23 protein-coding genes are annotated in these 24,628 nt (G+C 58.9%); 12 read left to right on the top strand and 11 right to left on the bottom strand.

What is annotated here, in order from left to right:
• Window positions 1–9: 9 nt before the first annotated feature.
• Window positions 10–303, bottom strand: a complete 294-nt coding sequence (locus ROI90_RS16105; RefSeq protein ID WP_315999384.1) for a winged helix-turn-helix domain-containing protein — start codon at window positions 301–303, stop codon at window positions 10–12.
• A gap of 110 nt (window positions 304–413) precedes the next feature.
• The gene (locus ROI90_RS16100) at window positions 414–1,067 is read right to left on the bottom strand and encodes a hypothetical protein (RefSeq protein WP_315999383.1); all 654 of its coding nucleotides are present in this window, start codon (window positions 1,065–1,067) and stop codon (window positions 414–416) included.
• Between the two features lie 73 nt (window positions 1,068–1,140).
• On the opposite strand from ROI90_RS16100, the gene ROI90_RS16095 reads away from it, so the two are divergent.
• The 5 genes from ROI90_RS16095 (at window position 1,141) to ROI90_RS16075 (ending at window position 4,656) form a co-directional block, all read left to right on the top strand.
• A complete protein-coding gene (locus tag ROI90_RS16095) occupies window positions 1,141–1,632 on the top strand; it encodes a hypothetical protein (protein ID WP_315999382.1) in 492 nt (163 codons plus the stop codon).
• 89 nt (window positions 1,633–1,721) lie between these two features.
• The gene (locus ROI90_RS16090) at window positions 1,722–2,150 is read left to right on the top strand and encodes a hypothetical protein (protein WP_315999381.1); all 429 of its coding nucleotides are present in this window, start codon (window positions 1,722–1,724) and stop codon (window positions 2,148–2,150) included.
• Window positions 2,151–2,223: 73 nt separating this feature from the next.
• A complete protein-coding gene (locus tag ROI90_RS16085; RefSeq protein ID WP_315999380.1) occupies window positions 2,224–3,018 on the top strand; it encodes a class I SAM-dependent methyltransferase in 795 nt (264 codons plus the stop codon).
• Between the two features lie 80 nt (window positions 3,019–3,098).
• Window positions 3,099–3,974, top strand: coding sequence for a UbiA family prenyltransferase (locus ROI90_RS16080; protein ID WP_315999379.1), 876 nt, complete (start codon window positions 3,099–3,101; stop codon window positions 3,972–3,974).
• Window positions 3,975–4,035: 61 nt separating this feature from the next.
• Complete coding sequence (locus tag ROI90_RS16075; RefSeq protein WP_315999378.1) at window positions 4,036–4,656, top strand: hypothetical protein; 621 nt, start codon at window positions 4,036–4,038, stop codon at window positions 4,654–4,656.
• Window positions 4,657–4,902: 246 nt separating this feature from the next.
• Here ROI90_RS16075 and ROI90_RS16070 read toward each other — a convergent pair whose 3' ends face one another.
• Window positions 4,903–5,553 (bottom strand): DsbA family protein, encoded by a 651-nt coding sequence (locus ROI90_RS16070; protein ID WP_315999377.1) that lies wholly within the window; start codon window positions 5,551–5,553, stop codon window positions 4,903–4,905.
• Between the two features lie 45 nt (window positions 5,554–5,598).
• Window positions 5,599–7,041: a Gfo/Idh/MocA family protein gene (locus ROI90_RS16065; RefSeq protein WP_315999376.1), complete on the bottom strand. Its 1,443-nt coding sequence runs from the start codon at window positions 7,039–7,041 to the stop codon at window positions 5,599–5,601.
• A gap of 392 nt (window positions 7,042–7,433) precedes the next feature.
• Here ROI90_RS16065 and ROI90_RS16060 point away from each other — a divergent pair, with 392 nt between their 5' ends.
• Window positions 7,434–8,705 carry a T9SS type A sorting domain-containing protein gene (locus tag ROI90_RS16060; RefSeq protein WP_315999375.1) on the top strand — a complete coding sequence of 424 codons (1,272 nt, stop codon included), beginning with the start codon at window positions 7,434–7,436 and terminating at the stop codon, window positions 8,703–8,705.
• Between the two features lie 78 nt (window positions 8,706–8,783).
• On the opposite strand, the gene rho is transcribed toward ROI90_RS16060, so the two are convergent.
• Window positions 8,784–11,036 carry a transcription termination factor Rho gene (gene rho / locus ROI90_RS16055; RefSeq protein ID WP_315999374.1) on the bottom strand — a complete coding sequence of 751 codons (2,253 nt, stop codon included), beginning with the start codon at window positions 11,034–11,036 and terminating at the stop codon, window positions 8,784–8,786.
• A 489-nt stretch (window positions 11,037–11,525) separates the two neighbouring features.
• Between rho and serS the strand changes: the two genes are divergently transcribed.
• A complete protein-coding gene (gene serS, locus ROI90_RS16050; protein ID WP_315999373.1) occupies window positions 11,526–12,800 on the top strand; it encodes a serine--tRNA ligase in 1,275 nt (424 codons plus the stop codon).
• A gap of 96 nt (window positions 12,801–12,896) precedes the next feature.
• On the opposite strand, the gene ROI90_RS16045 is transcribed toward serS, so the two are convergent.
• Genes ROI90_RS16045 through ROI90_RS16030 form a run of 4 tightly spaced genes read right to left on the bottom strand, consistent with a single transcriptional unit; the run spans window position 12,897 to window position 17,441 of the window.
• On the bottom strand, window positions 12,897–14,102 hold the full coding sequence (locus tag ROI90_RS16045; protein WP_315999372.1) for a sensor histidine kinase: 1,206 nt from the start codon (window positions 14,100–14,102) through the stop codon (window positions 12,897–12,899).
• A 30-nt stretch (window positions 14,103–14,132) separates the two neighbouring features.
• The gene (locus tag ROI90_RS16040) at window positions 14,133–14,576 is read right to left on the bottom strand and encodes a response regulator (RefSeq protein ID WP_315999371.1); all 444 of its coding nucleotides are present in this window, start codon (window positions 14,574–14,576) and stop codon (window positions 14,133–14,135) included.
• A 4-nt stretch (window positions 14,577–14,580) separates the two neighbouring features.
• Entirely contained in the window at window positions 14,581–16,890 is a 2,310-nt protein-coding gene (locus ROI90_RS16035) for an ATP-binding protein (RefSeq protein WP_315999370.1), read from the bottom strand.
• Window positions 16,872–17,441 (bottom strand): biliverdin-producing heme oxygenase, encoded by a 570-nt coding sequence (locus ROI90_RS16030; protein WP_315999369.1) that lies wholly within the window; start codon window positions 17,439–17,441, stop codon window positions 16,872–16,874. The genes ROI90_RS16035 and ROI90_RS16030 overlap by 19 nt, the downstream gene beginning before the upstream one ends.
• 401 nt (window positions 17,442–17,842) lie before the next feature.
• Between ROI90_RS16030 and ROI90_RS16025 the strand changes: the two genes are divergently transcribed.
• On the top strand, window positions 17,843–18,952 hold the full coding sequence (locus ROI90_RS16025; protein ID WP_315999368.1) for a hypothetical protein: 1,110 nt from the start codon (window positions 17,843–17,845) through the stop codon (window positions 18,950–18,952).
• Between the two features lie 341 nt (window positions 18,953–19,293).
• Window positions 19,294–19,827 carry a hypothetical protein gene (locus ROI90_RS16020; protein ID WP_315999367.1) on the top strand — a complete coding sequence of 178 codons (534 nt, stop codon included), beginning with the start codon at window positions 19,294–19,296 and terminating at the stop codon, window positions 19,825–19,827.
• A gap of 68 nt (window positions 19,828–19,895) precedes the next feature.
• Here ROI90_RS16020 and ROI90_RS16015 read toward each other — a convergent pair whose 3' ends face one another.
• Window positions 19,896–20,948 (bottom strand): glycosyltransferase family 9 protein, encoded by a 1,053-nt coding sequence (locus ROI90_RS16015; protein ID WP_315999366.1) that lies wholly within the window; start codon window positions 20,946–20,948, stop codon window positions 19,896–19,898.
• 108 nt (window positions 20,949–21,056) lie between these two features.
• Window positions 21,057–22,811, bottom strand: a complete 1,755-nt coding sequence (locus tag ROI90_RS16010) for a helix-hairpin-helix domain-containing protein (RefSeq protein WP_315999365.1) — start codon at window positions 22,809–22,811, stop codon at window positions 21,057–21,059.
• 237 nt (window positions 22,812–23,048) lie between these two features.
• On the opposite strand from ROI90_RS16010, the gene ROI90_RS16005 reads away from it, so the two are divergent.
• The 3 genes from ROI90_RS16005 to ROI90_RS15995 all read left to right on the top strand — a co-directional run bounded on the left by ROI90_RS16005 (window position 23,049) and on the right by ROI90_RS15995 (window position 24,383).
• Window positions 23,049–23,444 carry a hypothetical protein gene (locus tag ROI90_RS16005; protein ID WP_315999364.1) on the top strand — a complete coding sequence of 132 codons (396 nt, stop codon included), beginning with the start codon at window positions 23,049–23,051 and terminating at the stop codon, window positions 23,442–23,444.
• 72 nt (window positions 23,445–23,516) lie between these two features.
• The gene (locus ROI90_RS16000) at window positions 23,517–23,900 is read left to right on the top strand and encodes a hypothetical protein (RefSeq protein WP_315999363.1); all 384 of its coding nucleotides are present in this window, start codon (window positions 23,517–23,519) and stop codon (window positions 23,898–23,900) included.
• 75 nt (window positions 23,901–23,975) lie between these two features.
• Window positions 23,976–24,383, top strand: a complete 408-nt coding sequence (locus ROI90_RS15995; RefSeq protein ID WP_315999362.1) for an EVE domain-containing protein — start codon at window positions 23,976–23,978, stop codon at window positions 24,381–24,383.
• Window positions 24,384–24,628: the final 245 nt, after the last annotated feature.

The raw sequence follows: 24,628 nt of genomic DNA, 5'->3' as shown, positions 1-24,628 counted from the left end.
AAAGACTCCTTATCCCCGCAGCAGTTTTTCCAGAGCCGTCAAATGCTCTTGAAAAGCCGATTTTCCCTCCGCTGATGCGGCATACGTGGTGTTGGGCTTCTTGCCGATGAACTGCTTGCTCACGGTCACGTAGCCGGCCTTTTCCAGCGCCGCCACGTGGCTGGCCAGGTTGCCGTCGGTCAGGTCCAGGGCCTCTTTCAGCTCGTTGAAGCTCACCGACTCGTTAGCCATCAACACGGCCATTACCCCCAGTCGTACCCGGTTGTCGAAGGCCTTATTGAGTGTGTGAATCAGGTGTTTCAAGCAGTGAAGTGGTGAAGTAGTAAAGCAGTGAGACTGTCGTTCAGAAGGCCGGACAATATGTAGGAGGCGAATGGCGGGCACTGCGTGGGCAGGGCCATCGAACATCTATCCTACCGCTCATACCGGTTGTACATCAGCAGGCCGTAGCCAATGTGGCCCAGGCCGAAACCGAGGGCAAAGAACGCCAGTCCGAAGCCAGGGAACAACACGGCCAGCAGCCCCAGCCCTATTTCGGTGAGGCCCAGCCAGCGGATTTCGTCCAGGGTATACTTGCTGGCATTGAGCAGCGCCAGCCCATAGAACAGCAGTAGCCCGGGCACCACCAGTCCTACTGCGCCCTGCACAAACAAGGCAATGCAGAACAGGCCACCCGCTCCTATCGGAATAGCCAGACTCAGGGCCAGCCGCCGCCCCAGCGCACTCCATACCGGCTGCCCGGCCCGGCGGGCCCGCCGCAGGGTAAAGAAAACGGCCACGGCCAACGCTCCTCCCAAGATACCGGCCGCTAGCAATAGCAGAAACGGCAACACCTGCAGGCGTTCTTCGGGGGTGCTTTGCAGCAGGCGCATAAAGCCCCCGTAAGAGTAGCCCTCGGCGGCGTAGCGCTGCTGCAAATACCAGTGCCCTACCCCGGCACCTAGTAGAGCTACTACTCCTGCCCCCACCCCCGACAGGCCGCTGAGCGAGATAAACCGCGACGACCTCTCCATGATGGAGCGGATTTCGGTGAGCTGGGCAAGCGGGTCGAGAGGTGGCTGCGTCATAGTTCAGGCAAAAGCACTTTGCGCTACAAAGCAACTATATTTATCCGCATTATCCAATCTTATCCTGTTTTTTATGACTTCATCTTTTGAAGAACTGTCCCGGCGGCACATGTGGTGGTCGTGGTTTGGGGGCCTGGGGCTGGTATTGCTGGGGCAAGTGGTAGTTCAGGAGTACGTGGGCTGGAGCAGGCCCAACGACGGCCTGGGGGCGTATTTCCGCTGGTACGCGCTAGGCCTGACGCTTTTTCTGGGCCTGCCGGCGTTGCTGGGAGCGTGGGTACGCCGCTGGGCAATGCAGTGGGCTTTTGCCACCGCTGCTTCCTTGCTGGGCCTTCTCTGGCGGACTATTCTGGTGGTGGAGGGTACGGTGCTTTTACTGATGCTTCTGTATTTAATAATCGTTTTTGCCTTGGGTTCCGATAACGCACACTCCCGCCCCATCGGACTGTTGTTCCAGCTATTCTTCGGGCTCAGCCTGCCTTGGTTGCTGTCTTCGGTGGTGGCTGCCGTCTGGCTGCGCTCGTCCCATTCTGAAACCTGTATTCCCAACAAAAAACAAGTTTAAATCAAACCAGTGCATTTTACGCATTCGTATATCTGGCCAAGCTGCTACCCTGGCGGCGGCCGCAGTTTCACTTTTTACCTCCCACTGCTATGCTATATCACTACGCCACTACCAGTCACTCCACTACCATCCGGACCCTAATCTTGTGGCTGCTCAGCAACGTGGGCGGCACCTTGTGGCTGCTGCTCGATTTTGCAGCCGAGCGACTAACCGATTACTCTATTGCCCTGCTGGCCGGAATGGTGGCCGCCATTATTTCGCTGGCTGTTGTACCGTTGGTTATTCCTTTTTTCACGGTAATGAGCCAGGTGAAGCCGGGCTGGTCGCGCCGCAGCATGGCCCTGGGCGGAATACTGCTGCTGTTTCTGCTTACCAACCAGTTGCTGGTCCTTCTCTCCCCCGTTGATTCTTTACGGGCTCTACTGCCCATGTCGTTGCCGTATGGGGTGGCGGCTGTACTAACGGTGTTCTGGCTTTACGGGCCGGCTCAGCGCCAGGTAGTAACTGCTATGGAGTAGCTGCCACAGCCGCTGCCCGCTCTTTTAGCTCGCCGAAGGCAGCTTCCTAGCAGGCTTCAGCGTAAGTAGCCCGATGAAGCTTCGTCTCCAGCTATTTGAGTTTGAAGATTTGCCGTGGTTTCCCCGGGTGATTCGGGCGGGTATGATGGACTACCTCCGGTTCATGATTTCGGCCTTGCGCATTTATCAGCCCATAGTGCCGCTGCTGCGGAAGGCGCTGTTGCATACGGGGCAGCACCAGATACTAGAGCTGTGCGCCGGGGCCGGTGGCGGCACAGCCGGCGTACTACGGCAGCTGCGCGCTACCGGCTTGCCCACCGCCCGCATCCGCCTCACCGACTTGTACCCCCAGCCGGCAGCCTGGCAGGAGCTGCTGGCCACCAACCCCGGTCTGGAGGCCGAGCCCCAGGCCGTGGATGCTACCGCCGTACCGGCTGGTATGCCGGGGTTTCGGGTAGTTTTTTCCGCTTTCCACCACTTCCCCCCCGCTGCCGCGGAGGCTCTGCTGGCTGATGCCGTCAGTTGCCGAACGGGTATTGGGGTGTTTGAAGGAGCCGGCAAGCATTGGTTTGAGATACTACTGGCCCTAACAGTACTGCCGGTAGCCCAGCTTCTGATTACGCCCTTCATCCGGCCATTCAGCCTGAGCCGGCTGTTCTTTACGTACTGCATCCCCCTGATTCCGCTGTTCACAATCTGGGATGGGTGCGTGAGTATCCTGCGCATGTATCCGCCGGGCCAGTTGCTGCAGCTGGCGCACCGCGCCGACCCGGCCGGCACGTTTGCGTGGGAAGCAGGCCGGGTGCGCCACCGCTGGGGGTCCGAAGTGACGTACCTGATTGGCACCCCGGTTTCCAGTGCCGGATAACCCGTAGCTTGCGCGTGGTTGGGGTGGCTTGTTGCACCTGCCGGCCCACCCATCTGTTCCCGCGCCCTTCCGCCTTTCTCATGCCCTCGTTTGCTGCTTACCGCCGCGCCCTGCCTCTGCTGCGCATCCCGTTTTCGGTGTACCTGATGCCGGTTTTCTGGTTTGGGCTGAGTGCCTTGCGGGAGCCCTTCAGCGGGTGGCGGGCCGCCGGGGTATTTGGGGTGCTGCACTTGCTGGCCTACCCCGCCTCTAACGGCTACAACAGCTACTACGACCGGGACGAGGGCAGCATTGGCGGCCTGCGCAACCCGCCCAAAGTATCAAGAGAGCTGCTGCACTTGGTGTGGCTGTTTGATGCGCTGGCGGTAATGGGCGGCTGGCTGCTCAGTCCGGCTTTTGCGGGTTTGGTGGCCGGTTATCTGCTGGTTTCCAAGGCCTATAGCTTCGATGGGATTCGGCTTAAGAAGTACCCGCTAGCCAGTACGGCCGTGGTAGTCGTGTTTCAGGGGGCCTACACTTTCCTGATGACGCAGGTGGGGGTGGGGGCCGGCTGGCCGCAGCTACTGGAACCCAGCAACCTGCTGCTGGCCCTGGTAAGCAGCTTGTTTCTCTGCGGCTCCTACCCGCTCACGCAGGTATACCAGCACCAGGAAGATGCCCGGCGCGGCGACCGTACCCTGAGCCTGCGCCTGGGTATTAGGGGTACGTTTGTGTGGGCGGGGCTGGCCCTGGCAGCGGGGGCAGGCTTGCTGGCCACGGTGTATCTGCAGCGCCAGGAGGTGCGGCACCTGTTCCTGTTTCTGGGGGCTACCGGGCCGGTAGTCGTATTGTTTGGCAGCTGGGCGCGGGCAGTGTGGCAGAACCCCGCCGCCGCCAACTTCGACCGTACCATGCGCATGAACCAGGTTTCCTCACTTTGCCTGAGCATTGCCTTTGCCTGTATGCTGGCGTGGTAGCCGGAACGGTAAAGCCGGTGCCTGCGTACAGATCAGCTCACTCCCTCTTCCTTCCCCACCTATGCGTTCCATCTTGCTGTTGCCCTTGCTGCTAGCCGGGGCGTGCTCCTCGCCGGAACAACCGGCCACCTCCACACCGCCCCTGGCTGACTCTTCTGCGGCCCCGCTTGAGCCACTGGATACGGTGCGCCCGGCCACGGTTGATGCGCAGGCCGACACGCTGCTCACCAGCCGCAGCCGCCACGTATTCTCGGCACCGGGCACCCCCGATGTGTTTTCATTGGTGCTGCGCGGCTCCTCGGTACTGAGCAGCGAGGCAGCCTTCACCATTACCACGGCCGGCGGCGAAGTAATTTTCCGGGAAATGCTAACGTCCTCGGACCTGGAAGCCGCCATGGTGTACGAAATGACCGGCCCTACCGCCACCCAGAACGAGCGGGAGGCCTACGTGCGGAAGCGGGTGCAGGAGTTCTTTGCGGAAAAGAACTTCAAGCGACCCGCCGTGCCGAAGTCCGCTATTTTTCCGGGGGCTACGGAAGCACCCGCTGGCCTCGACCGCGCTGCTTGGGATGACCTGCGTAGCCGCCCTGCTGCCGTGGCCTTCCAGTATCTGGTTGGTAAGGAAGACCGGCGCACGGTGGCCTGGTCGCCGCTACGCAAACAGGTAGTACATCTTCCCTGACGAGTTAGACCCAACGAGCACCACCCCGTTAGCTACTGTAAGCAGCTGCCGGGGTGGTGCTCGTTGGGTCTGTCAGTCCAGCTCTGTTTACTAAGCTGTGTGGACAGTAGCAGAAAGACCGTCATGCTGAGCTTGTCGAAGCATCTCTACCGCGTCGTTGTTTGGTAGAGATGCTTCGGCAGGCTCAGCATGACAGTTTAGATAGCATCAAAATGCCTTTCATAGTTACTATCCGCAGACCTTAGCCTACTCAGCTTGCTGCAAGGCTTTTTCCAGCCCAGCGGCGAAAGTAGCGTAGGGCTGATAGCCCCGGGCTAGTACGTAGCCCTGCGAACCTACGCGCAAAATAGCCGTGGGAAACCCCTGCACGCCAATTTTGCCCACTGCCGCAAACTCCAGGATAGTACCCCGGATAACCTCCCGGCTCCTCATTCTCTCCCGAAAATCGGCTGCGTCGAGGCCGTAGGGCGCAACCAGGCCGTCGTAGGTTGCGGGGTCGTTCAGGTCGGAGCCGTGCAGGAAGTAGGCTTGCTGCACCTCGTGGGCAAACTGGGCGGTTTCATCCTGCCTCAGCTGCCGGAATGCATGAATGGCCCGGCTGGGCAGCTCCGAATTCAGCAGGTAGCTTCCCTCCTGCCCCAGGGCCCGAAACCCGGCCCCAAACTCCACGCCCGTCACCTGCTGCACCTGCGCCATCGCCCCGGAGAGCAGCGGCCATTCCTCCCGAATCGGGCCTACCTGCTCGCCGGTTACCATTCCCCCACACAGGACCGACACGGCTACTTTGCCCGCAAACTCCTGCTGCACCCGCTGGATAACCGGGCTCATGCCGTAGCACCATGCGCACAAGGGGTCTGAAATATAGAGTACCTCAGGAAGGTCAGGTTGTTGTTCCATAGCTGCAAAGGTAACCCACGCGCCCGTGCCCGGACCGGAGTAGCATCAGGCTTGTGTAGGTTCAGGGCCCCGGAACGCATCCGTGCCCGATACGGCCGGCAGCTTTACCGGCCGTCCCTCCCGCGCCGATTGGTAGATGGCCTCCATAATGCGGTGATCCTGCAGGCCTTCCTCCCCAGGCGTGTGTGGCTGCTTGTTTTCCAGAATGCACTCCGAAAAGTGGTCCATTTCCGCAGCAAACTGGTTTTTGGCCGGAATGGTAATCTGGTTCTGCATTTTGGCCTCACCCTCAGCGTGCGAAGTTTGCAGCTGCTGCCCAGTGTAGGCGTAGGCGTTGTTGAGGTGCAGCCAGCCTTTCTCCGAGTTTACGCGGTAAAAGCGCGAGTCGTGGGTATTGTAGTGCGTGATGCTATCCACGAGTACCCCATCCGGGAAGCGCATCTGCCACGACATTACCTCCTCCACTTCCTTAAACAGCGGGTTACCCGGGGTGCTGTGCATGTAGCCGAACACCTCCGTGGGCTCGGTTCCCAGCACAAAGCGGGCGGTATTCAGGCAGTACAGGCCAATATCGGGCAGGGCACCGCCGCCGGCCAGGGCTTTTTTGTGGCGCCAGTGGTCAGGGTTGGCCGAGCTTTGGCTGTTTTGGGCCTGTATGTACTTGGGCTTGCCAAACTTGTTTTGCCGCACCATGTCGCGCACCAAGCGGTTGTAGGGCTCATATTGAATGCGGTAGGCTATCATCAGCTTCACCTGGGCCTTCTTACAGGCATCAATCATCAGCTCGCACTCCTTGGCCGATACGGCCATGGGCTTTTCGCAGAGGATGTGCTTGCCGGTTTTGGCCCCCCGAATCACGTACTCGGCGTGCATAGAGTTAGGCAGCACAATGTAAATAGCCTGCACCTCGGGGTTTTCCTTGAGCTTTTCGTAGTTATCGTAGCTGTAGCAGCTTTCGGGTTTGATGCCGTACTGCTGGGCCACTTTTTTGAGCTTTTCGGGCGAGCCGCTTACCAGCGCTACCGGCTTCGATTTCTTACACTCCCCGAAAGCTGGCAGCAGTTCCTCCAGGGTCAGGTGGCCCAGGCCCACCAGGGCATACCCCACCCGCTTATCGGGCGGCATGGGCGTGGGCGTGGGCCCCGACGCCGGGTCTACCTTGGATTTCCATTCCTCCAGCACAATCGGTTGATTGGGGGCGGCGGGCACCTTGGCCGGCGGCGACACAGCTTCCGACGAGGCCACCTGCGTGCCCTGCGGCGAGGTATAGGTAGTAGCGGCATCCACCTCACTGGCCGGGGTGCCGGTAGTAGGTGTGGCGGCCGCAGCTCCCGGATTACTTTCCGGCCCCGAGTTGCAGCTAGCCAGTGCCCCAGCCGCTACGCTCACCGCCAAACCCCGGCCCGCCAGATTCAAAAACTCCTTGCGTGATACTTCCTGACCGGCATGGCGCAGGACGGTGTTCAGTAACTCGTTGGTGAAAGACATACTGGCAATGAATCAAAGTATGGAAAAGTGGTTTCGCTTGGTCAAGCCTGCCAGATTTCTCATACGGGCGCCACTTAGCATGTGGCCATTACCGGGTAGGTAAGATTACGGCTATTATCCGAAAGTATACCTAGATTACTATTCTTTTTATAGTGCAATTTTATATTCATATTTATAACTAGCCAAATTTACAATGCACCTTGTTATAGCGCTTATAATCAGCTTTATACTCCCGTTCAGCTCTAATTTTGAAACAATTTATTCCCGTTATAAAACGCAGGATTAGCTAAATTTCATTTTAAGAATTACATTCGTATACAATTTTAAGAATTTTCACCTGCTTTTTAGCTCAACAGCAGCAGATACTCGCTCAACGCACCATTTTAGTAAGTATGAAAAAGATGTACAAAATACTCACACTCTTCGTAAGCCTAATACTTGGCACTTATGGAGCGGCTATTGCCCAATGCACTTACACAACTACTAAGGCAGGCAACTTTAATGATCCAACTATTTATAGTATTGTAGGAACAGGTTGTTCTACTCTTCCTGGGTCAGGGAGTAATAACACAATCAATATCATTATAAACCACGCAGTAACCTTAACAACTGACTACACTATAGGACGAAATACCACGCTTACTATCAATGCTACCGGCTCCTTGGTTCAAGACAACTTAAACCGGACATTAGCAGTTGATGGCAACACGGCTACCAACCAGAATTTAATTATTGCCGCTTCTACAGCCCGTAGTGCCCCGAGGCTCAATGTTGCAGTATTGAATCTTGCTAAAACAACCGTTGTGATTGGCAATAACTCCGTAGTTGCAATCAGCTGCACCTTATTCACTGGCAATCAAACAACTATCAACCTAGGCAACAATGCTTTGCTCAACGTATTTGGCAACGTAGATGTCTCAACAGGTAACCCTGGTATTAATGGCCCTGTAACCGGCACCGTGGCGGGGCTTCGCATTTCGGGTAATATAGTTAACAACTCCGGCGGTGGGGCCAAGCTTTTCACGACGAATGGTCTGACTACCTGCGTTCAGGGCAACGCTTACCCAAGTGGTTGCGGTACTACATCCAGCACTTCGGTAGTGAATCCACCCACCTCTAATGATCCTACCTGCTTTACTGTACTTCCCGTTACCCTCACCAGCTTATCAGTCACGGCTAAGTCTACGGGCGCGCTGATTAGCTGGGCCACGGCTACCGAAGTCAACAATGCTTATTTCGAGTTAGAACGTAGCACCAACGGGAAGCTTTTCACAGCTATTGGCAAAGTACAAGGCACCGGTACTACCAGCACGGGAGCCAAATATAGCTATGATGATACCAACCCATTGACTTCGTTGACCTACTACCGGCTGCGTCAGGTAGACACTGATGGTACCGCTACCTTTTCTTCGGTAGTGGCAGTATCAGCGGCTAATACATTGCAGGCTTCCTTTTACCCAAATCCTAGCAACTCCAGCATCACGCTACCAGCAGCAGATGGGGTGGTTGAGTACCGCGTGTATTCAGTTACAGGCCAAGTGCTGGCCGCTGGTAAAGGAGCCGGTAATTCTAGCGTAACTATTCAGCAAATTCCAGAAGGCATTTACTTCCTGGAACTCACAGCTGGTGGCAAGCGCAACGTGCAACGTTTCGTTCGGCAATAGTCGGAAGTGAGTCAGCAAAAAGGCCCGTACTGCAACTGCAGTATGGGCCTTTTTCTATGCCATTATGGGGTAACTTGGTTAGCCGTTCATGGCAAGCAGGAACTCCTCGTTGTCACGGGTGCCTTTCATGCGGTCTTTCAGAAACTCCATGGCTTCAGAGGCTGTCATATCGGACATGAATTTGCGCAGCACCCAGATGCGGTTCAGCTCGTCCTTGCTCATCAGCAGGTCTTCGCGGCGGGTACCGGAGGCCGGTACGTCAATGGAGGGGAAGATGCGCTTATTGGCCAGCTTGCGGTCCAACTGCAGCTCCATGTTGCCGGTACCTTTGAATTCCTCGAAGATAACCTCGTCCATTTTGGAGCCGGTTTCAATCAGGGCCGTGGCAATGATAGTGAGTGAGCCACCATCCTCCACGTTGCGGGCCGCTCCGAAGAAGCGCTTGGGCTTATGTAGCGCGTTGGCATCCACACCACCCGACAGGATTTTGCCGGAGGCGGGCTGCACCGTGTTGTAGGCCCGGGCCAGGCGGGTGATAGAGTCAAGCAGAATAACCACGTCGTGGCCGCACTCCACGAGGCGCTTGGCCTTTTCCATGGCAATGGTGGCAATTTTTACGTGGCGGTCCGCCGTTTCGTCGAAGGTAGAGCTAAGCACTTCGGCTTTCACCGAGCGGGCCATATCTGTTACCTCCTCCGGGCGCTCATCAATGAGCAGAATCATCAGGTATACCTCGGGGTGGTTTTCCGAAATGGCGTTGGCAATTTCCTGCAGCAACACCGTTTTGCCGGTTTTGGGCTGGGCCACAATCAGGCCCCGCTGCCCTTTACCAATGGGGGCAAACAAATCCAGAATGCGGGTGCTGTACTGGCTGGGTTTGGTAGTCAGCTTCAGGCGCTCCTCGGCAAACAGGGGAGTGAGGTTGTTGAACGGAATCCGGTCCCGGGCTTCTTCAACTGAGCGGCCGTTGATGCCTTCCACGCCTACCAAAGCAAAGTACTTCTCCCCTTCGCGCGGGGGCCGAATGGTGCATTTTACTGTGTCGCCGGCTTTCAGGCCAAACTGCTTTACCTGCTGCGGCGCCACGTAAATGTCATCGGGCGAGGACAGGTAGTTGTAGAACGGGCTGCGCAGGAAACCATAGCCACCATCGGGCATCATTTCCAGCGTGCCTTCGCCCGGAATGGTAATATCAAACTCCTGGCGGGCCGGCCGCTGCTCCTGCCGCTCAGCGCGGGGCTGGTCGGGGTTGCTCTGGCGGTCAGCCTGGCGTTGGTCTTGACGCTGCTGACGCTGCAGTTCCCGGGCCGCGTAACGCTCCTCGCGGCGCTGTTCCCGCTGCTCCCGGGAATCAAGGCGGCCGCCCTCACGCGGGTTGCGGGTTTGGTCGGAGCCATTTTGCTCGGGGCGTGCTTCCCGGGGAGCTATGCCATCCTGGCGGAAATCGGCGCGGGGCTGGTCGTTGCGGGCTTCCCGGGGCTGGTCGGCCCGACCGTTACCGTTAGAACGGAAATCCGTCCGGTTTTCGCGCGGGGCATCGTTGCGGTACTCGCGGCCTTCCCGGAAAATGCGGGGCTGCTCCGGACGATTCTCGCGCAGGGGAGCCGGGGCCGTGGGGTCAACGGGCTGCAGCTCCCGAACCGGAGCTACGGCTACCTCCGCTGTTGGGGCCGTGTCAGCAGGTTCAGCCACCTGCTCAGTGGCTACAGCGGCGTCAGAAGCAGCCACTGGCGCTCCTGCTACTATGGGGCGGCCGGCGCGGTCGGTGCGGGCCCGGCGCTCGGGGCGCTGGTACAGCTTTACCGGGCGCTCAGCCTCCGAGCCCTGTTCCGCAGTTGGGGCTTGCTCAGCAGCTACTGCGGATACAGTGGCTTCCGGGGCCGGAGCGGCTACGGGCTCGGCAGCGGGAGTTGTGACGATTGGCTCAGCAGGCAACGAAACTACCGGAGCCGGGGCAGCTGCTTCTATGGCAGCAACCGGGGCGGTTTCCTGGCCCAATTCTACTTCGGGGGCAGGAGCAGTGGAGGCCGCCGCTTTACCACGGGCGGGCCGGGCGGCGGCAGCACGTGAGGCGCGGGGGGCCACCGTTTTAGAAGCGGCAGCCGCTTTAACGGCTACCGGTTTGGCATCAGGCGTTGCGTCGGCAGCCGGAGCAACGGGGGATTTCACTTTTTGGGGAAGCTTGTCGGCGGGCGTAATGGCCTGCTGATCCAGAATCTTGTAAATCAGATCCTGTTTGCTGAGTTTCTTGAAGTTGCCAACATGTAGGTTTTCAGCAATTTCTTTTAGTTCGGACAGCAAACGGTCCTTTAACTCGTCAATAGTGTACATATAGGAAGCTGAGCGAAAAAGGCGGGGGGGGGGCTATTGAAAGCCTACAATGGGGCAGCACAGGCCGTTCCGGACACAAAAGGTAACCGCAACGCGGCGCCCAACGCAGAGGAAAGCGGGAAAATAAAACCGAGGGTGGAGCCTACTGGTGCGAAAGGCAAAATACGGACCAGGCTTACAAAATGGGCCACTGGGTCCGCCAACCAAAGCGGGCTTGTATGTGCAATGTTAGCGTAATACCAGGGAACTGCCAAATCCTGTTATAGAATTCGCAGCTGAAGCTCCATACGCACATTTCGGCGCAAAGGATACAGCTCGCCAACCACTTAGGGCCTTCGCAACTGGGTAAACCCTGACCACCAGATAAACAGTTCCGGTTGGCAGGCTCCTGGGCCGGGTAGCGGCGAAATTTGGCGGACCACCATTTTCTGCTGCATCTGCGGCGGTAAACTTCTACTTTTGCTGTATTCCCTTTTGCGTTTTGTTGTTATGCTGCAAGTTTCCGTCCTGAAAGACCATACCGCCGCCGTGCTGGCGGGCCTGGCCAAACGTAACTACTCCACCGCTGAGGCCGATGTGCAGGCTATTCTGGGCCTTGACCAGCGGCGCAAGGAGCTACAAACTGCCCACGACCAAGCCCAGGCCGAAGCCAATGAGCTGGCCCGGCAGATTGGCGGCCTGATGAAAGCCGGCAACAAAGCGGAAGCCGAAACCCTGAAAGCTCGCACCGCCGAACTGAAGCAGTCGACTAAGGCGCACGCGGAAGAGCTAGGCGAGGTGGAAAAGGAGCTGCAGCAGACGCTGTATAAACTACCCAACCTGCCGCACAGCAGCGTACCGGCCGGCCGCTCGGCCGAGGATAATGAAGTAGTGCGTGAGGTAGGCACCAAGCCGGAGCTACCCGCCACGGCCAAGCCGCACTGGGAGCTGATTGAACAGTACGATATCATCGACTTTGCGCTGGGCAATAAGATTGCCGGGGCTGGTTTTCCGGTGTACAAGGGCCAGGGCGCCCGCCTGCAGCGGGCCCTCATCAACTTTTTCCTGGATGAGGCCCGGGCTGCCGGCTATACCGAAATTCAGCCCCCCATCCTCGTGAATGAGGCCAGCGGCTACGGCACCGGCCAGCTGCCCGACAAGGAGGGCCAGATGTACCACGCCACCGCCGACGACCTGTACCTGATACCCACGGCCGAGGTGCCCATCACCAATCTGTACCGCGACGAAATTATTGCGCCGGCCCAGTTGCCTATTCGCAATACCGGCTATACGCCCTGCTTCCGCCGCGAGGCCGGCAGCTGGGGGGCCCACGTACGCGGCCTCAACCGCCTGCACCAGTTTGATAAGGTGGAAATTGTACAAATCACGCAGCCGGAACACAGCTACGCGGCCCTGGACGACATGGTGACGCACATTGAGAGCCTGCTCCAGAAGCTGGAGCTGCCCTACCGCGTGCTGCGCCTCTGCGGCGGCGACATGGGATTCACCTCGGCCCTCACCTACGACCTGGAGGTGTGGAGCGCAGCCCAGCAGCGGTGGCTGGAGGTTAGCTCGGCCTCCAACTTTGAAACCTACCAAGCCAACCGCCTGAAGCTTCGCTCCCGCACGGAAGGCGGCAAAACCCAGCTGCTGCATACGCTCAACGGCTCGGCGCTGGCTCTGCCACGCATTGTGGCGGCGCTGCTGGAAAACAACCAAACACCGGAAGGCATTCCGTTGCCCGAAGTACTTCACTCCTACTGCGGCTTTAAGCAGATTGGCTAACGGCCAAAAGCAACAATAGAACGGCCGACCCGCTGCGTAGCGGGCCGGCCGTTCTATTTCAGGCTACTTAGCACTGCAAAGGCATATTTGGCTCCTTTACCCTAGGTGCACCCGGAACAGGGTGCCAACGCCTTCCTGGCTTTCTACCTCTATGCGGCCGCCAGCAGCTTCAACCAAGCGGTTTACCAGAAACAGGCCCACGCCAGTACCCTCTATCCCAGGATGAAAACGCCGAAACAGTTGAAACAACTCCGGGCCGTGCCGGTGTAAGTTGAGGCCCAAACCGTTATCCTGCACCTCTACTACTGGTTTACCAGCGACCTGATAACAATGGATGGTTACCTCAGGGGAGCGGGCTGGATGGCGGTATTTCAGGGCATTGGACACCAGGTTGAGCAGAATGGTACGCAAGTTGGCGCGGGCATACGCCACTTCCCGCAAGCTTTCAGCGTGCAGGTGAATTTGTGCGTTGGTGCTACGTATCTGGGGGCGCAGGGAGCTGCATACATCCTCTACTACTTCCGGCACGGCCACTTGCTCCACGGCGTGGGTACCGCTGCTACGCTGCTCTTGCACTACGGTAGCCAGGTCGGTGATGGTAGTAGCAAGCGCCTGCAACGATACATCTACCATACGCAGCACCTGGGCATCCTCGGGGTCGGGGAAAACGGCAGCCCGGCGCAACTCGTCAAACAAGCCCTGCAGATTGTGCACGGGCTGGCGCAGGTCGTGGGAGGCGGCGTACACAAAGTTGTCGAGGTCGGCGTTGGTACGGGCCAGGGCCTGGTTGATGGCGGCCAGCTCCTGGTTACGAATCTGCAACTGCTGGCGCGTATCAGTCAGCTCGGCCAGGGAGTCGCGCAGTTGCTGATTGATGCTTTGCAGCTCGCCGTGGTAGCGGGTCTGGTACTGCTGCCACTCCGTTTTCTCGATGGCGTGGCGGACGGTTTTGTTCAGCGAGTCCCGGTCGAACTGCCCTTTTACCAAGTAGTCGGCGGCCCCACCGTTGAGCGCCTGCACCACCAGCTGCTCATTGCCGCTGCCGGTAATCATTACCACGCACATAACCCGGTTGGTAGTGCGGCGGCGGCACTCTTCCAGCACTGCCAGCCCATCCATATCCTGGAGGTTATAGTCTAGCAGCATGCAGTCGGGCTGGAGTTGCTCGTACAAGGCAACGGCATCCTCCCCAGAGGTGGCTTCAAAAAACTCCAGGCTCTCATGCCCCAGCTGGTTGCCGAGAAAACGGCGGTAGAGCACCCGGTCGGTCACGTTATCATCGGCCAGCAGAATCTTTTTCACAGGCAAAGGAAAGCGGGGCAAATTGCGTAATTAGGCAACCGGAAGCTCAACAGCTTCCAGCCAATAGCGCACAATCAGTTGTATTTTTTCCTCAAGCGCCGCATACTCAATGGGCTTGGTCAGGTAGCTGTTGGCTCCTAGCTGGTAGCACTCATCAATATCCTTCATGTTGGAGGACGTGCTGAAGATGATAACTGGAATAGTACTTAGCACCTCATCCTGCTTGATGGTTTCCAGTACTTGCCGCCCATCCGTGCCGGGCATGTTCAAATCCAGCAGAATAATGGCGGGCAGTACTGCCGGCCAGCTCACGTGGCGCCCGTAGCCCTGCAGATACTCCAGAGCCTGGTCGCCATCAACGCAGCGCAGCACTGGGTTTTGCAGAGCATGTTTTCGGAAAGCCCGGCCAAGCGCCGTGAAATCCTCCGCACTATCCTCTACCACTAAAACGGGCTTTAACGAAGCAGAACTCATGACTTTATTTCGGAACAGAAAAGAAAAATGTTGCGCCCTGGCCTAATTCGGACTCAACCCAGAGCTGACCACCACTCTTTTCAATCATTTTTTTGGCAATGGCCAGCCCGGCTCCGGTACCGCCGCCGTACTTGTCCTGGCTGTGCAAGCGCTTGAATATTTTGAAAATATTGGCGTGATGACGGGGCGCAATGCCAATGCCGTTGTCACGCACGTACAGCACCTGGTACTCCGTCCCATCAATCACCCCTCGTGGGCCCGCTTTGCCAGCGGGAGCCACGCCTACCTCTACGGTTTTGGTTGGGTTATCGTTGTAGCGCATGGCATTGGTGAGCAAGTTGTTGAGCACTTCCCGCAGACGCACCGGGTCGGCGTGCACGGTGGGTAGCGGCCCGGCAATAACAAGCTCAGTACCCGTTTGGGCGAAGCGCGGCTGTAGCACCTCGGTTACTTCCTGCAGAATCTGATTGGCGTCCACTTCTTTCACCTCGGGCTCCAGGCGGCCCACCCGCGAGAGTTGCAGCAACGACTCAATGAGGGCTTCCATGCGCTGGCTCAGGCGCACCAGGGTTTCCAGCTTGTTTACCCCGTCAGCATCCAGCTTGTCGGCGTAGTCTTCCAGCAGAAACAGCGAGTAGTTATGAATGCCGCGCAGGGGCTCCTTTAGGTCGTGCGAGGCTACGTAGGCAAAGGAGTCCAGCTCGTCGTTGCTACGTTCCAGTTCGGCGTTGAGACGGGAAAGGGTTTGGGCGCGCTCCTGAATCTGGTTGAACAGGCGCAGGCGGATATCGGCAATGCGCAGGCGGATTTCTTGGGCGGCTTCTACCTCTATGGGTTTCCACTCCAAGGCCGTGTTTTCCACCGACTGGCTCCAAGCGGAGAAAGACTGGCGGGGCGAGAGGAAAATCTCCCCGTCCTTGCGCACTTCGGCTTTCTGCTGCTGCCCGGCCCAGGTAACGGTCTGCAGCACCTCGGGCCGCAGCCAGATCAGGAAATCATCGGCGGAGTGACCCAGCCGGATGGCCAGAATCCCACTGGCCGAGGACCGAACTTCTACCCCGCGGGGGTTGTGGCGGACGTAGGAGTTGGTATGAAACAGCTCGCCCGGCATGTGCTCGTGCAGCCAGGTGAGCAGGGGCGCTATCTGGGACAGCGCGGGGGCGTTGCCATACGTGGCCACGTCCCCATCAAAGCTCAATACCACCCCGCCACAGTCAAACACTTCTTTTACGGCGGGCAGGTGGTCGTAGAGCGTTTTGCGGAAGTCGGGAAACTCCGTGAGCAGGCCGAACAGGCGGGCCTGGCTTTCCCGCAGCTTTACCTGGTATACGTAGTCATCGGCCTGCTCCTTGCTTTTGAGCAGGGCCGAGAAGGTTTTGCCGATGAACTGGCACAGGTCGCGCAGCTCGTAGCTGACCAGCCGGGGCGAGTAGTGGTGGCACACCAGCAGGCCCCACAGCTGCCCGTCCCGGATCAGGGAAATGGTCATGGTGGCGCCCACGCCCATGTTTTGCAGGTACTCCACGTGAATCGGCGACACGCTCCGCAGAATGGAGTAGGTCATGTCGGGGGGGCGGGGCGCCGTGGGGTGGTTGGTGGGCACCAGGGGCACGGGCGCGTAGCCCACATCCGGAATAAAGCGCAGCCAGTTTTTGAGGTACATGGCCCGGGCCTGCTTGGGAATATCGGTGGCCGGGTAGTGCAGGCCCAGGAAGGATTCCAAATCGGGGCGGCGGGCCTCGGCTACCACTTCCCCGCTTTCATCCTCGGCAAAGCGGTAGGCCATTACCCGGTCGAAGCCGGTGATATTGCGCACTTGCTGCACGGCGTACTCACAGAACTCCACCACCGAGGTAGCCGCCAGCATCTGGCCCAGGGCATCGTTGAGGGAAGGCAGGTTCAGGGGGCCGTCGGAGGCCGCGTCCACGGGTTCAAACTCCAGCCACAGCAACCCATCGAAGCGGTGCATGATAAGCTTATAGAACGGCTGGCCGGGCAGCAGATCCAGGCGCACGCCCAGCAGCCGGTGCCCCTCGCGCAGGGTATCCAGCTGGGCATTGACGTCGGCGAGGCGGGCGGGCTCAAACAGGTAGCCCAGCTCCTGCCCTATTAGCTCCTGGGCCGGAATACCCAGCAGTTCCTGGGTGTTGGCGCTGGCCTGAGCAACGCGGCGCGTATGCTCATCCAGGCACAGCAGAAAGCCATAGGGCTGAATCAGGCCCGGAATATGAATGGGTTCCCGGTCACAGTTGGTCAGGTTGATTTCCTGGCCTACCAGGGTTTCGTCGGTGAGTACTATGCCTGTTCTATCCACTGGTGTAAGCGTTGGAAGGTGAGGGAAGCCGACGCTATGATTTCGTCGGCGGTTTCGGGGGTGGCGGCGGCGGCCAGCAGCTGCACGAAGGATTTCCAGAGCGGGCCGGTCTGCTCGGCGTGGCCGCTGAAGTAGGCCCGGGTAGGAATACCGTTTTTGGCCAGCTGACGGGCAATTACCTGCCCGCCCAGCGTGGAGCCCTCCAGCACGTACAAAGCACCCAATAGCTGAGCCCGCGTGTGCAGGGGCGGCAGGTTGGGGGCCAGCGGCAGCGAATTGGCGGCCGGCAGATCCTGGCGGAGCAGGGGGCTGCGGAAGCGGCGCTCCAGCTCCCACTCGGGCCCGAACCAGTGGCTGTGGGCGCGCAGCTGCTCCTCGAACGGCACCACGAAGCCATAGAGCTTCGCCAGGAAGCGGGCCGTGGCGGCCTCGGAAATAGTGCCGGCGGTCAGGGCCTGGTTGAACTCGTTGGCCTCCAGCGCATCGTGGGAGGGGCGGGCTTCCTGGCGCAGGCGGGTGAGAATATCGGTGGAGCCGGCAGATACGGTCATTCGGGGGAAGGGGGGGCGGAACAGCGTCGGGCAGGATACCCATACGGGGAGCAGCAACAAATGTAAAACGAATGTACTACCCATCCTGGTTCGGCGGGCTGGGCGGTGCAGCCCCGCCCAGCCCGCCGGCCCGCCGGCCCGCAGGCCGTGCCGGTATTTATTTCGTGGGTACCGTTGGGCTTTCCGGTTGTTTGACTAGGTTTGAGCCAGTAACCCCGCCCTGCCGCTTTTGCGGCCTTCTATCTTACCCCTATTGCCCGCGCCCTGTGCGCTGTACCGCTTCCTGACCAGCTCAGCCGGCTGGCTTTGGCCACAGCACGCAGAAACCGTTGTGTTCTATTCACCCTTTTACCATTTTTTTATCATGTTCAAACATCTCCCCCCCCCCACGATTTGCGGCTTTGCTGGCCGCTTGTAGCCTACTGTTAGCCGGTTCCGCTTGCCAGAAAGAAACCGGCATGGCCCCCTCCCCGGCGGCCACGCACGCCACGCAGGAGGTCAAAGGTGCCAAAGAGCCCAAAAACAAGGGCCGGTACCTGGCATTTGCCACTAGCGCCGATTTTCTGGAAGCCGCCGCGCAGCTGGATAAGCTGGCCCCCGGCGAAACCACGACCCGGCATCTGGAGCAATGGGAAAAGAAATATGGCTTTTCGTCCCTGCGGGCTCATTACGCGAAGAAACAGCAGGAGAAAGAGCTAAAGCAGAAGGCGAAAGCCGGCGACGGAACCACCCTGCGCATTCCGGTAGACGGTGAGGAGCCCATTGAACCGTATTTCGAGCCTTATTCAGAGCCCGTAGATGAAGGGCTGATTATCCATGACGACTTCTTCGCGGCTATGCTTTCACCGGAAGGCACCATTCAGATCGAGGATAAAATCTTCCGCATTGATCTGGCCAACAACATCGTCTCCTACATCCCGGCTATGCAGGATGCCTCCTACGAGCAGTTTGTTGTAGCCGAACCTAGTGAGAATACGACCATTCGGTACTTCAACTTTGATGAAGACGTTTTCGGCCTGTTGGCATCCGGCGACCAAGGCACTATCTATGAAGAAAGTTTCCGAGGAACCATTCGCATCGGCTCCGGTATCGGGTGTGGCACGAGTGCTGATGGGAAAGAAGATCCTGCGTACCAGTACTACGCCAATAACCGGCGCTTGAATTGCAAACTGGTATATCAATCTTTCGGGATATATCATTCTATGGTAGCCAAGGCCCATCATCAGAAAAAAACATGGTACGGTGCGTGGCTAGGTTCACCGGCCGTTATCGACATTCTGCCGAATACAGGGGCATACTGGCAGCCACTATGTGAAACGTTTGTCGAGTCCGACACTAGGTCATACAGCAATTATGGCGCACCTTATTTGGGCAACGAAACTGGTGACCATAACACGGTAGTTCACCGCTATTTTAGTTACATGAAAGGAATGAAGCGATATAAAGGAGAAGTTCGCTTCCGAATAGGTCAAAATATTACGCGCACATTCAGTATTGAGGATAAATGGTAGCATTAAAACGAGGCAGCTATATAGACATAGCTGCCTCGTTTTTTTAAAATGAAAAAATCATGAAATGCTTATTTCTCCTACTCTGGATTTTGTTGTTTTTCACACCTGCTTCGTATAGCCAAAGTAAATTGTACCTAGACTTAAAGCTAGGCGTAAATCATACCGAAGCGGAAGGGGCGCATTTTAACAAAAGCGCCTTGCCGCTGAAGATATACAGTCCTTTTCACGCTTTGAATTTCGATGAGCAGGGGGTTGCTATGTTGCGGTTGCAAATGCGTGAAAACTGGGGTATTGCAGCCGGTTACAGCGGCAGCACTCTTGGGTGGTTTTACAGTATAAAGGTGCCCGAGAAGTATACTGTTAACCCCTACGAAGGCGAGTGGAGAGGCCATGGCACGGGCCGCTATATGCACCAGTTCCCTGTTCTGGTCAGCAAGCGCATCGGCCAATACAACATCCAGGAAATTGACACGCTCAACCATACCTACCTAGTCAGCTTCCGGCTTGATGCCGTGCTGGGCTCCGGCCTGAACTGGAACAACCGAACCTGCGAGGATTGTGGTAGTCTGAGCGGGGGCGGCCTAGCCTATGACGTTATCGAGTTTGAGGAAAAAATCATCACCAAGCGGCGCTTCGGCACGTTTGTCACGGCGGGGGCAACGGCCCGGTTTTACCGCCTGGGCAAGGAGCGGCTGAACCTGAGTTTGTACTACACGCAGGGCCTGACCGATATGCTGCTGGTGCCGGTGGAGTACCGCTACAACTCGCAGCGGGGCAGCACCACGCTGCGCATCCGAGGCTCCGGGTTCAGCGCCACGCTGGGCGTGCCCATCCGCCTGAAAACCTTTAAAAAATCAGCAGCCCGCAGCGGGTAGCCCCGGCCCGCGTTGTCGCCGGGCAGGGCCCGGTGGGGCAGTGCGCCCGCAAGCCACGCGGCACGCGGCTACACGCCGGCGGGCAAATCCAGATCGAACCGAATGTCGCGCATGCAGCGGAAATGGCCTTTGGGGCATTGCTCGTAGCCGATTTTGGAGCAGGGCCGGCAATCCAGGCCTCTCACCTCCAGCACCCGGAAACTGGTGCGGTAGGGGTACATGCCAAACTCCGGCACCGTGTTGCCCCACACGCTGATGATTTCCTTGTGAAACGCGGCGGCAATGTGCATCAGGCCGGTATCGTGGCTGACCACCAGGCTGGCCTGCCGCACCAGGGAGGCCGATTGGTTGAGGCTGAACTTGCCGCAGGCGTTGTAGATGATGGTGGCCGGGGCGGGGGCAGCGGGGGCGGGGAAGTAGTAGGGGCTGTCGGGGATGCGGGCGGGCGCGGGCGGGGAAACGGCCGCGCCCTGATCGAAGGCCAGCTCCACTACGTGGCCGGTGGTTTCGTCGGTGGGGCCGCCCAGCAGCAGCACCGGCCGCCGCAGCAGCCCGCACAGCTCAATGATGCGCTCCACGGGCAGGCGCTTGGTGGCGTGCTGGGCCCCGATGGCAAAGGCCACGTACCCGCGCTGAAACGCCGGCGGCAGCGCAACCCGGATATCCACCTCATCGGCGGGCGGGATGAAATAGTCGAGACCCTGCCCGTCGGGGCGCACGCCCAGGGGCGCGGCGGCGGCCAGGTACCGCTCCACAATATGCACCCGGGGCAGGGTGTCCATTTTCAGGTTCACCAGCAGCCACTTGCGCCAGTTGAGCTTATCGAAGCTTCGGGATTTTACACCCAGCCGGGCCTTGAGCAGCGTGGTGCGCAGGTTGTGGTGCAAATCCACCACGAAATCGAATTGTTCGGCCCGCAGCTCGGCCACCAGCTCCGCCAGGGTGCCCGTGAGGCAGTGTACTTTGTCCACGTAAGGGTTGGCCGCCAGAATACCGCGAAAAGCCGGTTTAGTGGCGTAGTGTACCTCGGCCCCCGGCACCTGCTGCTTGAGGCCGCGCACCACGGGCGTAGTCAGCACAATATCCCCGATGGAGGAAAAGCGCAGAACGAGAATTTTCATAAGCATCAGTTGCCAGTTATCAGGTGCTGGTTGCCAGTTGTTTGTTGCCAAGGTCACACCGGTAACCAGAACGAGCTACCAACTGACCACCACCACCTGGCAACCAGACTATCCAAACAACGAGTCCTTGAATTCCAACGGGGGCTTGATGGCGGCTTTGCGCCGGGCGAAGTACTCGGCCACTTCCGCCGCCGATTTAGCATTGAACGTCATATCCTTGGTTAGGCCGCCTTTACGCCCCATCAGCACGCCGTAGCGCATATCGGCGTAGCCGTTGGTGTGGTGGGCATCGGGGTTGATGCTGAGCTGCACGCCTTTGTCCAGGGCGTAGTGTACCCAGCGCCAGTCCAGGTCGAGGCGCCAGGGGTTGGCGTTGATTTCGATGATGACGTTGTGCTGGGCGCAGGCGTCGATGACGGCTTTGTGGTTGAGTGGGTATCCTTCGCGGCGCAGCAGCAAGCGGCCGGTGGGGTGGCCCAGCATGGTAGTGTACGGGTTTTCGATGGCGCGCAGTACCCGAGTGGTGGCCTTTTGCTCATCCATTTTGAGGTTGCTGTGCACCGAAGCCACGATAAAGTCGAAAGTTTCGAGCACGGCCGGCGGATAATCCAGGGAACCATCGGAAAGAATGTCCGATTCAATGCCCTTGAAGATGCGGAACGGGGCTAACTCCCGGTTCAGCTCGTCGATTTCCTGCTGCTGCTGGCGCACCCGCTCCGGTGGCAGGCCGTTGGCGTAGTGCGCCGCCTGCGAATGGTCGCAGATACCCAGGTACTCATAGCCCTGGCCTTGCAGGAAGGTGGCCATTTCGCGCAGGCTGTGACTGCCGTCGGAGTAAGTGCTGTGGTTGTGCAAGGAGCCGCGCAGGTCCTGGTCTTCCAGCAACCGGGGCAGCTTGCCGGCGCGGGCCAGCGCCAACTCGCCCAGTCCCTCGCGCAACTCGGGCTCCACGTACTGCAAGCCGGCCCGCTCGTACAGGGCCTGCTCCGAGCTGAACTGCTCCCGCTTTAGCCAATGACGCAGTGTGTTGGGCTGACCGGAGCGGGCTTCCTCCGTTACTACCTCATTGAGGTGAGCAGCGGCGGCAGAATGCAACAGCACTTCATTGGTATACTCCGTCGGCGACGTCAGCAGTACCTCCACTTTCACCCCCGATTCGGTGGCCGTGCCGCGCCAGGCCAGGGGGCCGCTGCGGCGCGGATCGGGCGTGAGGCCATCCAGGCTCTTAAGCAGCTGATGCGCGGCAGCGGGCTGGGTAGTGGCGGCTACCAGCGTAATGGTTTCAATGGTTTCGAGGCGGCGGCGCACCTCCCCTACCACGGTTGCCTGCCCGATGCCCGCCGTGGCGGCCAAGCGGTTCTGCAGGTCTTCAGCCAGTGCTTCGGCCTGGGGGTACAGCAGCTTACCCCGGCTTTGGTCAGTGAATTCCAGGGCTTCCAGAATGGCTTGCTGGGTTTTTTGTCCGAAGCCTTTCAGCTTGCTGACCTCGTTGTTCTGGGCCGCTACGCGCAGCTGCTCGGCACTTTCAATGCCTAACTCCTTCCACAGGCTACGGATTTTTTTGGGGCCGATGCCTTTTATCTTCAGCAGCTCCACCACGCCGGGCGGGGTGGCCGCCAGCAGGCGGGTTAGCTCCTCAAACGAGCCCGTATCGAGGAGCTCGGCTACTTTGGCGGCGGCAGTTTTGCTCAGGCCAGTGCGGTCGGGCAGGCCGTGGCGCTCAATATCGGCCACGGGCACCGTTAGTTGCTCCAGGGCATTCACCGTGCCTTCGTAGGCCCGGATTTTAAACGGGTTTTCCTCGTGCAGTTCCAGTAGCTGGGCAGTAAGGCGGAAAGCTCGGATGAGGGCGCGGTTATCCATAGGACGGCAAAGGTAGGATGGTTGGTGGTTGTTACTTGCTGGTGGTTGCTTGTTTGTGGACGGCCGGTTTGGCGAAGTGCAACAGCCAGCCCCGGCGGCACCCGGATGGCCCTGCTGCTCTCCGCCTCGTCCAGCACCAGGGCCTACGGATAATCACCCAGCAACAAACAACTACCAACCAATAAACTACCTTGCGCCCAGTCCCGTTTCACTGGTAACGGCTTACTTCTCCTGCTTATGCGTTTATTTTCTCTGCTGGCCTCCCTGAGCATAGTACTGCTGGCCGCCACTTGCAAACCCGATTCCAAAGCAGCCAGTCAGCTCAAGCAGCTGGAGCGCACCTGGCTGCACGCCCATGAGGAAGACCAGGGCGACGTGCGCGTGTACCGACCCAATACCTACGCCTTCCCGCCCTCCCGGGGGCGCACTGGGTTTGCCTTTGAGCATAATGGCCTGTTTACGCAGTATGATATTGCCCCCACCGATGGTATTGAGGGGCGCAAAGGCCGCTGGGCTGCCGAAAATGACCATACCCTGCGCATCACCCTCGACGATAAAAAGGACCCCGACTACAAGCTGGAAGTGGTATCGTTGGAGAATAACGTGCTGAAAGTGCGCCGCGTGGAACAGTAAGCCGGGTTGCAACCTTTCGGCAGATACCAGGCCTCTCTTTGGTAGACTGTTCACTGATTTATGCCGACTCGTATGCGCTTCGCTACTGTATCCTTGCTGGGAGCCATGCTACTGGCTACCGCCTGTCAGAAAGATGATAACCCGGTTTCTCCGGACGCTGTAATTGGGCCACGCTGGCACAACACGTTTCGGCCCGCCCAGCAAGGCTACTCCACGTACACACCTACCAACCTGGCTGAGCCGGGCTGGCGTTACGAGGTTATGCAGTTGAACCCCGACCATACGTTCGTGGAGTCGGGTCTGGGCCCCGCCGATGGAGTGGTGGACTACCCCGGCACCTGGCAGCAGCTCAGCACCACCACCTACCGCATTCAGTTTCTTGATCCGCAGCGGCCGGGCTACGTGCTGCGCGTGAAAGCCGTGGACGCCGACAAAATGGAGGCCCGCCGGGAGTAGGGCGCAACCTGCGAAGGCCGGCTAGCAGCGCCGTGGTACTTTTGCGTCATTCTCTCACTCTGACTGACCGACTACGTGAACTACTGGCTTGTTAAATCCGAACCCGCCGCGTACTCGTGGGCTGATTTCGTGCGCGACGGGGGTACCGACTGGACCGGGGTGCGCAACTTTCAGGCCCGCAACTTTCTGCAACAGATGCAGCCCGGCGACCTGGTACTGTACTACCACAGCGTAACCGATAAGCAGGTAGTTGGCATTGCCCAAGTGGCCGCCCCGGCCGCCCCTGATGCCACCGCCGAAGCCGGTAGCGGTTGGGTAGCAGTACACTTGCAGCCTCAGCAGCCTTTCGCCCGGCCCGTTACCCTGGCTCAAATCAAGCAGGATTCCCGCCTCAGCCAGATTGGTCTGCTGCGCCAGTCCCGCCTCTCCGTAATGGCCCTACGGCCCGAGGAGTTTGACACCCTAGTGGAACTGGGCAACTAGCCTACGCCCACCAGCCCAGCGGCTTGCTGCCACGCGGGTACACCCAGGCTGGTTGCCGCAACACCTTTCCCCTGCAACCAGCTGCACATGTGAATTGCCCTAGCCCGGCCCACCCAAAAAAAATGGGTGGGCCGTGTGCATTTTACGCGTTTCGGGCATCTAATTACCAGGCGGCGTGTTAGGTCATGCGCGAGTTTCGCAGTATCTTCCTAGAGTTCAGCAGCCTTCGGCCACTTTCCCACTTG

The organism is Hymenobacter endophyticus (assembly GCF_032464715.1).
Taxonomy (GTDB): Bacteria; Bacteroidota; Bacteroidia; order Cytophagales; family Hymenobacteraceae; genus Hymenobacter; species Hymenobacter endophyticus.
Note: the sequence above shows the minus strand (reverse complement) of the source record. Positions and strands in the feature narration are given on the sequence as shown.

Bases quoted from the DNA above. Each gene is read 5' to 3' on its own strand.
- ROI90_RS16095 (WP_315999382.1), top strand. From the start codon at position 1,141: ATGACTTCATCTTTTGAAGAACTGTCCCGGCGGCACATGTGGTGGTCG.
- ROI90_RS16005 (WP_315999364.1), top strand. From the start codon at position 23,049: ATGCGTTTATTTTCTCTGCTGGCCTCCCTGAGCATAGTACTGCTGGCC.
- ROI90_RS16090 (WP_315999381.1), top strand. From the start codon at position 1,722: ATGCTATATCACTACGCCACTACCAGTCACTCCACTACCATCCGGACC.
- ROI90_RS16010 (WP_315999365.1), bottom strand. From the start codon at position 22,811: ATGGATAACCGCGCCCTCATCCGAGCTTTCCGCCTTACTGCCCAGCTA.
- serS (WP_315999373.1), top strand. From the start codon at position 11,526: ATGCTGCAAGTTTCCGTCCTGAAAGACCATACCGCCGCCGTGCTGGCG.
- ROI90_RS16085 (WP_315999380.1), top strand. From the start codon at position 2,224: ATGAAGCTTCGTCTCCAGCTATTTGAGTTTGAAGATTTGCCGTGGTTT.
- ROI90_RS16065 (WP_315999376.1), bottom strand. From the start codon at position 7,041: ATGTCTTTCACCAACGAGTTACTGAACACCGTCCTGCGCCATGCCGGT.
- ROI90_RS16070 (WP_315999377.1), bottom strand. From the start codon at position 5,553: ATGGAACAACAACCTGACCTTCCTGAGGTACTCTATATTTCAGACCCC.
- ROI90_RS16040 (WP_315999371.1), bottom strand. From the start codon at position 14,576: ATGAGTTCTGCTTCGTTAAAGCCCGTTTTAGTGGTAGAGGATAGTGCG.
- rho (WP_315999374.1), bottom strand. From the start codon at position 11,036: ATGTACACTATTGACGAGTTAAAGGACCGTTTGCTGTCCGAACTAAAA.
- ROI90_RS16060 (WP_315999375.1), top strand. From the start codon at position 7,434: ATGAAAAAGATGTACAAAATACTCACACTCTTCGTAAGCCTAATACTT.
- ROI90_RS16030 (WP_315999369.1), bottom strand. From the start codon at position 17,441: ATGACCGTATCTGCCGGCTCCACCGATATTCTCACCCGCCTGCGCCAG.
- ROI90_RS16100 (WP_315999383.1), bottom strand. From the start codon at position 1,067: ATGACGCAGCCACCTCTCGACCCGCTTGCCCAGCTCACCGAAATCCGC.
- ROI90_RS16075 (WP_315999378.1), top strand. From the start codon at position 4,036: ATGCGTTCCATCTTGCTGTTGCCCTTGCTGCTAGCCGGGGCGTGCTCC.
- ROI90_RS16015 (WP_315999366.1), bottom strand. From the start codon at position 20,948: ATGAAAATTCTCGTTCTGCGCTTTTCCTCCATCGGGGATATTGTGCTG.
- ROI90_RS16080 (WP_315999379.1), top strand. From the start codon at position 3,099: ATGCCCTCGTTTGCTGCTTACCGCCGCGCCCTGCCTCTGCTGCGCATC.
- ROI90_RS16000 (WP_315999363.1), top strand. From the start codon at position 23,517: ATGCGCTTCGCTACTGTATCCTTGCTGGGAGCCATGCTACTGGCTACC.